General features: G+C 35.1%; 8 protein-coding genes and 1 riboswitch. Of the genes, 7 read left to right on the forward strand and 1 reads right to left on the reverse strand.

All coding sequences use genetic code 11. The features are described 5' to 3' along the window. From KHW44_RS04965 to KHW44_RS04995, 7 genes are all read left to right on the forward strand, one after another. Positions 1–620: glycine radical domain-containing protein (locus KHW44_RS04965; RefSeq protein ID WP_304066707.1), on the forward strand; the 620-nt coding region annotated here is incomplete at its 5' end. A 54-nt stretch (positions 621–674) separates the two neighbouring features. Beyond that, on the forward strand, positions 675–2,180 hold the full coding sequence (pflA, locus tag KHW44_RS04970; protein WP_304066710.1) for a pyruvate formate-lyase-activating protein: 1,506 nt from the start codon (positions 675–677) through the stop codon (positions 2,178–2,180). Between the two features lie 73 nt (positions 2,181–2,253). Next, a complete protein-coding gene (locus KHW44_RS04975) occupies positions 2,254–2,670 on the forward strand; it encodes a hypothetical protein (RefSeq protein ID WP_002838053.1) in 417 nt (138 codons plus the stop codon). Then, positions 2,667–2,741, forward strand: a riboswitch (Fluoride riboswitch). It overlaps the preceding gene by 4 nt. Positions 2,742–2,779: 38 nt before the next feature. Continuing rightward, on the forward strand, positions 2,780–3,949 hold the full coding sequence (locus KHW44_RS04980) for a sodium:proton antiporter (RefSeq protein WP_304066714.1): 1,170 nt from the start codon (positions 2,780–2,782) through the stop codon (positions 3,947–3,949). Positions 3,950–4,025: 76 nt separating this feature from the next. Beyond that, on the forward strand, positions 4,026–4,895 hold the full coding sequence (locus tag KHW44_RS04985) for a D-alanyl-D-alanine carboxypeptidase family protein (RefSeq protein ID WP_304066716.1): 870 nt from the start codon (positions 4,026–4,028) through the stop codon (positions 4,893–4,895). A gap of 19 nt (positions 4,896–4,914) precedes the next feature. Continuing rightward, complete coding sequence (locus tag KHW44_RS04990; RefSeq protein WP_304066719.1) at positions 4,915–5,217, forward strand: MTH1187 family thiamine-binding protein; 303 nt, start codon at positions 4,915–4,917, stop codon at positions 5,215–5,217. After that, entirely contained in the window at positions 5,217–5,747 is a 531-nt protein-coding gene (locus tag KHW44_RS04995) for a hypothetical protein (protein WP_304066722.1), read from the forward strand. The genes KHW44_RS04990 and KHW44_RS04995 overlap by 1 nt, the downstream gene beginning before the upstream one ends. Before the next feature lie 56 nt (positions 5,748–5,803). Here the strand turns inward: KHW44_RS04995 and KHW44_RS05000 are convergent, their stop codons facing one another. Continuing rightward, positions 5,804–6,364 carry a CD3072 family TudS-related putative desulfidase gene (locus KHW44_RS05000; RefSeq protein ID WP_304066724.1) on the reverse strand — a complete coding sequence of 187 codons (561 nt, stop codon included), beginning with the start codon at positions 6,362–6,364 and terminating at the stop codon, positions 5,804–5,806. Positions 6,365–6,430 lie beyond the last annotated feature (66 nt).

Below are 6,430 nucleotides of genomic sequence, written 5' to 3' on the forward strand. Positions count from 1 at the left end.
AAAACGGATTGGCTGTTGATTTTGAAGTTGAAGGAGATTTCCCAAGATACGGAAATGACGATGACAGAGCAGATGATTTGGCAATAGCTATAAGCAAATACTTCATAGAATCTTTGAGAAAAACAAAAGCTTACAGAAACGCAGAGCACACTTTGAGTTTGTTGACAATCACCTCAAATGTAACTTACGGTAAGAAAACAGGAAGCACACCAGACGGACGTAAAAAAGGCGAACCATTTGCACCAGGAGCAAACCCAATGAATGGCGCAGACAAATCAGGAGCACTTGCTTCATTGAACTCCGTAGCAAAAATGCCTTACAAGAACGTAAATCAAGACGGTATTTCAAATACTTTCTCAATCATTCCAAATGCGCTTGGCAAAAATGAAGAAGAAAGAATAACAAACTTGACAAACATCATGAATGGATATTTCAACCAAGACGCTTTCCATTTGAACGTTAACGTAATGGATCGTGAATTGTTGGAAGACGCGATGGAAAATCCAGAAAAATATCCAAACTTAACTATAAGAGTTTCGGGATATGCTGTAAGATTTAACCAATTGGACCGCGAACATCAACTAGATGTAATCAACAGAACATTCCATGAGTTTGTATAAATAAATTTTATTAAGGGCATATTTGTATGCCCTTTTTGACGATGGGAGAAAAATATGGACAATGAAATAAAAGGTTACGTGCATTCTATAGAAACTATGGGACTTGTCGATGGACCGGGAAACAGAACTATATTTTTCTTGCAAGGTTGTCCATTGAAATGTGTTTACTGTCACAATCCAGATTCTCAAAACATACATGGTGGAAAAGAATACACTGTAGATGAAATTATAAAAATAGCGAAAAGATACAAGCCATATCACGGACAAGAAGGTGGAGTCACGATTTCTGGAGGAGAACCTCTGTTGCAGGGAGAATTCTTAAAAGAAGTGGTGAAAAGACTAAAACAAGAAGGCTTCAACACTTGCTTGGACACATCAGGCGTTGGCGATAAAAAATACTACTCAGAAATTCTTCCTTATATCGACACAATGCTACTTGATTTCAAAGCTTTCGACTCCAAATTATACAAGCAAATTACATTTATGGAAGACAAAAATTTCCTAGAATTTGTAAATCATTTAGAATCCAATGGATTTTGCGGAAATATTTGGGCTAGACATGTCATGGTTCCTGGATTTACTGATAACTACGAAGAAATGGATAAGTTTGTAGAATCTTTAGATAAAATAAAAAATATGGTTGAAAGAATTGAAATTTTACCATATCATTTAGGTGGAGTATACAAATACGAAAATTTGGGCAGAAAATACTTCCTTGAAAATGTCGAAGCAATGGATAAAAAAACTGCCGAAAAATTTGAAAAATACGTTAATGCACAATTTGCAAAGACCGTAAGCGACAGCAGACGTGATGAGGCTTTGAATTTTCAAGCTATGAAAATAACAGAGGAGCAATTTGATATGGAAGATGATAAAAAATACTTGTTGGAAGCTATAAAAGATGTGGAGCTTTTTAAGGGAATTGACAATGTCGATTACGATGAAGCTATTAGAAAAATGAAATTTCTTAAACTAAAAGCAGAAGACTACATTTTCAAACCCGGAGATTCTGCCGAAAACATGTATGTAATCCACAAAGGTACGATAAAAGTTTTTCACAATACGATTGATGGAAGAGAACAAATTTTGTATTTGTATCACGAAAATGATTTTGTGGGTGGCCATAATATTTTGGAAGATGTGGAATACATCTACATGGGCCAAGCGTTGACAGACTGTGAAGTTATTATGATTCCTAGGGATATTTTCAATAAATATTTGATAAATTCACCACTTGCTCTTACTAAAATTTTGAAAAAAAGTTTTGAAAGAATTAGACTTGCAGAAGATTTGGTGCAAAGATTATCCACTAGCAATGCAACTATGAAAACTGCGGCGCTTTTATTACGATTAAAAGACACAATGGGCGTGGAAACTAAGGACGGAATAAGACTAGACCTTGCGATGAACAGAGAAGAACTTGGGAATTATTCTGGGCTTACAAGAGAAACTATTACTAGAAAATTAGGCGAATTCAAAAAGCTTGGATATATCGATTTGATTGGAACCAAGGTTATCGTGATAAAAAATGTCAAAATATTAGAAGAATTGGTGTTGTAGTTTATTGTAAAAAATTTAGCGTTGTGGTATATTATTATCAGAAAATTTTGAAATATATGGAGGATTTATTATTATGGATTTACCCGGTGAGCCGAGCTCATTAATTATTTTTTCGGTAATTGCAATTGTTGCAGTGGGATACTTTATGTATATGAATGGAATTGGATATTTTAGGAGCATGTCAGCCTTGTGGTTTTATCAAACACAAGGAATTTTGGAAGACAACATCCACGCAAGTTTGAAAAAAACTAGCGGAAAAGCTACGAAAGTATTCAAAGTCAAAAAAAGTGGATTTTACGATTTTAATTTGGACAATGAATTGGAAAGCGGCAACGTTACTGTAAGCCTCATAGATTCATTGGGAAACAAGGTATTCGAATTGAACAAGATGAATGGATTTTCGTCTGATTATTTGAACGAATCCGAGAAATACCGCTTGGTTTTCAACTACAACAAAGCATGTGGTAAGTTTGAACTTTCATGGAAATAGATTTGGGGAATGAAGTACTCCCTTGTTAATAACTAAAACGCAAAAATTTTGCTGATGACTTCTGTTTGTACAGATATCATCAGCTTTTTTATTATATAAAGGAGAAATTATGTTAAAAAGTTTAGCAATCATAATTATTTTATCGTTGATTTTAGGGAAAATTTTCAAAAAAATAAAATTGCCACCTATCCTGGCGTTTTTAATCGTGGGAATAACTCTTGGACCGTTCGAGATGAATCTTATCGACAAAAAAATTCTGGATATTTCATCTGAAATTAGAACCATTGCACTAGTAATAATCTTGACTCGTGCAGGATTGTCACTGGACATCGATGATTTGAAAAAAATCGGAAGACCGGCAGTGTTAATGTGTTTCGTGCCGGCAGTTTTTGAAATGTGCGCTGTGGGAATTTTGGCACCGATATTTTTGAAGGTGGATGTGTTGGACGCATTCATAATCGGATCTATTATCGCTGCAGTGTCTCCTGCAGTTGTCGTTCCAAGAATGATACGACTTATTGAAGAAGGATACGGGGATGAGCATAAAATCCCACAACTTATCTTGGCTGGAAGTAGCTGCGACGATGTTTTCTGCATCGTTGTGTTTACATCTTTGACATCTCTCGCTCAAACAGGAGACATCAATGTGTTCAAATTCATCGCCATTCCTTTTTCTATTTTGATTGGAAGTATCGTAGGAGCTGGAATAGGATTCTTGTTGGTGAAATTTTTCAAAAGATTTCACATGCGTGACACTGTGAAAGTTTTGATTGTGTTGAGTATTTCGTTCTTGCTTTTAGAATTGGAGAAAATCACGCCCATTCCATTTTCGGGACTCATCGCAATAATGGCGATGTCCATGGTTGTGAAGAAGATTTACGAAGATTTGGCGGAAAGATTATCAGAAAAGTACAACAAATTGTGGGTCGGCGCAGAAATATTTTTGTTCGTATTAGTAGGCGCGACTGTGAATGTAAAATACGCGATAAATTCTGGAATCACGGTAGTTGTTTTGGTGATTTGTGCTTTGATGATCAGAATGGTGGGCATGTATGCATCTGTCTTGAAAACAAAATTAACTCCAAAAGAAAGATTATTCTGTATGATAGCCTACACTCCAAAAGCGACAGTGCAAGCAGCCATCGGCGCAATTCCTCTATCAATGGGATTGAAAGTAGGGGATATGGCATTGACTGTAGCTGTTATTTCTATCCTGATTACTGCACCGTTTGGAGCGATAATGGTGGATAATTTGTATAAGAAATTGTTGACACGATAAAAATGTTAAGATTTGTCAAATGAGATTTATTTGCAAGGATTAGTGGTATAATTGAAATGAACAAACGGGGTGAATTATGAAAAAGAAACTTGAGATAGCGGGAGTTACGCTGTTGGTTGTGGTTGGATTGTGTTTCATTTTCAAGGTTTCGAATGCGAATAAATTTGACAAGCTTAGCTTTAATGCGGACTCGATTTACGTTTATTCAATTGACGATGAAAAGGAAATTTTCTCCAAAAATCCAGATAAGAAAGTGTATCCTGCTTCTTTGACCAAGATGATGACGGTGCATACAGCTATAGGAAAAATTGAAGATTTTGATAAAAAAGCTCCGATAGATAAGAAAAGCTACCAAAAACTTGTTACACAAAACGCTTCAATGGCAGGTTTTTATGGTAACGAGCCCACTACTTTTGAGGATTTGTTGTATGGAACGATGCTTGCCTCTGCTGGAGAATGTGCAGACAGCTTGGCTATTAATGTCAGTGGTTCCAAGGAAAAATTTGTGGATTTGATGAATGAAAACGCGAAGAATATGGGCTTGAATAATACGAATTTCAAAAATTCTGAGGGAATGGATGAGGATGATCATTATTCAAGCGCAAAAGACATGGCGTTTTTGTTGAAAAATTCACTGAAAAATGAAAAATTTTACAAGATTTTCACGACCGATAAGTACACTTCCACGAAAACTTTGGATCATCCAAAAGGAATTGAAATCGAAAGTACAGTTCTTGGAAGATTGAAAGATTACGATCAAGATGGTTTCAAAATTATTGGCGGCAAAAGTGGCACTACAGAAAAAGCGGGGCTTTGTTGGGCGACTTTGTCTGAAAAAAATGGCAAGAAATACATCATTGTTGTGATGGGCGTTGATTTTGACGATATTAAAAATCCTGGAGACGGGCAAATCCAAGATACGGTTAAGATTTTGAAGAATTTATAAGATTTACAAGGAGATTATAATGGCTATTTTAGAATTAACATTAGTTCCAGTTGGAACACAAACTACAAGTTTATCACAATACGTTGCGAAAGCTTATGATAATGTGAGAAATAAAGAAAATATAAAAGTTGAATTGAATCCAATGGGAACAGTGATGCAAGGAGATATCGACGAATTGTTGAAGGCAGTTCGCGATATGCAAGAAGCTGTATTCAGCGAAGGCGTTGACAGAGTGTATTCTGTGATTAAAATTGACGACAGAAGAGACAAGGATGCTTCGTTTGAGCAAAAACTGGATTCCGTAAATAGAAAGTTAAAATAATGAACAAAAAATCTGTAAAACTATATAATTTGATATTTCCAGTCTGGATTGTGTGGCTTTATCCAATAACTTGGGTTGCTATTGTACCAGCAAATATTTTGGTGGACTTCTTAGTAACTTTGTTGGCTTTGAAATTAATTAAAATCGAAAAACCGATGGCTGTTATCAAAAAATCGCTCGCAAAGACTGTGGCACTAGGATTTGTAGCAGATATAATCGCTACGGCTGTTTTGATGATTTTATCATTTGGGATTAATGGAACAAGAAATAATATTGCAAAATGGTTCTACGATAATATTTCAATTCCGATATTGAATGATTATTATGAAACACCTTGGGGAATTTTGGTCATGGTTTTAGCAGTACTTTTCGCAGGATTTTTGGTGTATATATTCAACCGCAAATTTTCATTCAGATACACTGATTTGTCAGAATCTCAAAGCAAAAAAGTGTCCTTGACATTGGCAATACTTACAGCACCTTATCTATTTTTGATACCGACGAATGTGTTTTATAATTTGTTCAGCTGATAATTAAAAATTTCAATTAAAAAACTGTGTGAATGTGACTTCACACAGTTTTGTTTTTATGCGTTGTTTTTTATTGTTTGATCGATTTTTTCTATTATTTCATCTACATTACTGTCATTGTAGCCGTAATATTTCGTCTCGATATTTTTATTTTCAAATAATTTCTCCAATTCTTCCATGAAAACGCCCTTGTCATCTGTCATTTCGACGGAATTTACACAATGAGCAATGTCTTTTATTCCAGAGATTTCTCCTTTGAATTCTTCTGATTTGCAAGTAAGTCCAATTCCACAACTTGGAGAGCCATCAATTCCTATAACTCCCAAAAAATTTACGCCGTCTTTGATGTAATCGGAGATTTCGTCGACAATTGGATTTAACAATTCACGGCTTGTGTTTCTGTAGAAATTATTGTCGAATTGTTCATACACGCTTCCCCAGCGATTGGGCCCGTACATTCTGTTTTCTGGACAAGGAAGTTGGAAAATTCCCACGTTCATTTTCATTAAATTTTTGATCAAACTCAAATTATCTTTTCTGCCAGCATCGTTTTTGACAACCGCAAGTTCATTCAATAAACAATGTGACACCAAAATTATATTCTTATATTCTTGCATACGCACCTCTGTAAAATAATTATAGCATATTTTTCAAACACTACAATGTATGGTATAATTAATACA

Origin of the sequence: Finegoldia magna (assembly GCF_018371055.1) — a bacterium.
Lineage (GTDB): Bacteria > Bacillota > Clostridia > Tissierellales > Peptoniphilaceae > Finegoldia > Finegoldia magna_I.